Source organism: Phocaeicola sp. RTP21198st1_B8_RTP21198_201120 (assembly GCF_040929485.1).
GTDB lineage: Bacteria > Bacteroidota > Bacteroidia > Bacteroidales > Bacteroidaceae > Phocaeicola > Phocaeicola dorei.
Window position 1 is genome coordinate 1 of sequence record NZ_JBCOCI010000192.1, and the last position, 2505, is coordinate 2505.

At 50.3% G+C, this 2505-nt stretch carries 1 protein-coding gene and 1 pseudogene; both read left to right on the plus strand.

What is annotated here, in order from left to right:
- Window positions 1-1974, plus strand: a 1974-nt coding sequence (locus AB5935_RS24335; protein ID WP_368327689.1) for an RND family transporter, incomplete at its 5' end; no start/stop codon positions are given.
- 1 nt (window position 1975) lies between these two features.
- A pseudogene (locus tag AB5935_RS24340) lies at window positions 1976-2505 on the plus strand (ABC transporter ATP-binding protein); the annotation flags it as partial.

Here is a 2505-nt window from a genome sequence, read left to right on the forward strand (position 1 = left end):
GTGCCTGACCTTATTCCCACTGATGCGGCAAGTCTGGAAACGATACGTCGCAAAGCCTATATGAAGCCACATATTGCCGAGCGGCTTGTCTCCAAAGATGGTACGCTCTCGTGGATTATTCTCAAGTTGCGTACCTTTCCTAAAGATTCAGTGTGGAATAAAGGTAAGAATGCCGTTTCTCCTGAAGTGCTAACGGGGAATGAGCTGGAGCATATCATCACTAAAGACAAATACCAAAAGCTCCATCCCAAAGGCACAGGCTTGCCCTACGTTACCGCCATGAAGATGAAATGGATTGGCAAAGAGATGCCCCGTGTGATGGGCATTGCCGCACTCGTTTCCATTCTTATTTTGTTACTCATAACACGCTCCCTACGAGGCGTTGTCGTTCCACTTATCACGACGGCAGGCTCAATTTTGATTGTGTATGGACTGTTGGGATATGTCGGCATGACGATAGACAGCGGTATGATGATGATACCTATGCTGTTGGCGTTTGCCGTCTCGATAGCCTATAACATACATATCTTTTCCTATTTCAAACGGCAATTCCTTCTACACGGAGAACGTCGACGAGCCGTAGAAGAGACCGTGGGTGAAATGGGCTGGCCTGTGTTGTTCAGTGCACTCACCACCTTTGCCGCCCTGCTGTCGTTTCTCGCTATTCCGATGCAGCCCATGCGGTTCATTGGTATCGCTACCTCCTCGTGCGTGATGCTGGCTTTCTTCATTGCCATTACACTGATGCCCGTGCTGTTGAGTTTTGGCAAGAACGGCAAACCTCATCCCAAAGTGCAGGAAACCGGCGGACGGTGGCTCGACCATCAACTGGGGCGTTTGGGAGAAAGCGTACTCCGGCATGGCACATTGATCCTATGGATTGCAGGGCTGCTTACCGCAGCACTCATTTATCAATTCACCAAGATAGAGACCGCCTTTGACATAGAACGCACCATGGGACGTAAAATAGCCTATGTAAACAATCTGCTGGAAGTAGGTGAAAGCGAACTGGGATCCATCTACACCTACGACGTCATGATAGACCTGCCCGAAGACGGCTTGACAAAATCGCCGGCAATGCTTGTACGCTTAGACTCTCTGGCACAAAAGGCCGAAGGCTATAAGCTAACCAAGCGAACGACTACAGTGCTGAATATCCTAAAAGACCTGAATCAAACCCTGCACGAAGGAGATGCGGCTTATTATCGTATTCCGACGAATCCGGAAGAGGTGGCACAACTGCTGCTCCTTTACGAGAATGCAGGCGGTAGCGAAGCGGAATATTGGATCGATTACGACTATCGACGTTTGCGCCTGATGGTGGAGATCAGCAGTTTTGACTCCGGCGAGGTAGAACGAGAGTTGAACGATATTGCAGCCAATGCCGCCAGGCTCTTCCCCGAAGCTTCTGTCACTACAGTGGGTAGTATTCCGCAATTTACCGTGATGATGCAGTACGTGGCTCGCGGGCAGATGGTTTCATTTGCCATCTCTCTCCTTATTATCGGCATCCTAATGATGTTGGTCTTTGGCAGTGTACGCATCGGGCTTATCGGTTTGATACCCAATATCACTCCGGCTTTGGTGGTCGGCGGACTGATGGGATGGCTGGGCTACCCGTTGGATATGATGACCGCAACCATTATGACGATGATCCTCGGTTTGGCTGTCGACGACACCATTCACTTCATCAACCACGGGCATTTGGAGTTCGACCGTCGAGGTAATTGTCGGGATGCCATTCTCCGCTCGTTCCGTACGGTCGGGACACCAATCATTCGGACCAGTGTCGTGATATGTGCGAACTTCGCTATTTACATGACTTCCGAAGGCCTCTCTTTTATACACATGGGTCTGCTCTCCGTAGCGGGTATCGTATCGGCACTCGTGGCCGACCGCTGCGTTACACCCGTGTTATTCCAAAAGTTCCGGTTATTCGGGAAAGAGATAGAAACCAATGAAACAATCAATTAATATGAATACATTAAAGAAACTTCAATTTTACATGGACAAACGCAAGGTGCTTATGCCCATAGCCCTGACACTGTCGGGATTAAGCGGTCTGCTCTCGCTTATGCCGTTCATCTTCATTTGGCTTATCGTACGCTCGCTACTATTGACTGGCAGCGTTGCCTCAGGAATCCCTATCAACGTCTATGCATGGTGGGCGGTAGGCACAGCCGTTGCCGGCCTTGTCATTTACTTTGCCGGGCTGATGCTTTTGCACTTAGCGGCGTTCCGGGTAGAAACCAATATGCGACGTACGGCCCACACGTTTGTCGCACATCTCTTGCCCGACCTGGCGGGGAGTTTTATAGCCCCGCTGTCGGTTATAATATTGATCTTCGTCTTCAACTGGCAACTTGGTCTGGCGTGCCTGATCCCCCTCACGGCGGCTGTCTTCATCATGACACGGATGAATACAACTGCTCAGAAGGCGTTCCAAAATGAATACCTCGGAGCACAAGAGCATATGAGCAGCGAAGCGGTGGAATACGTACGTGG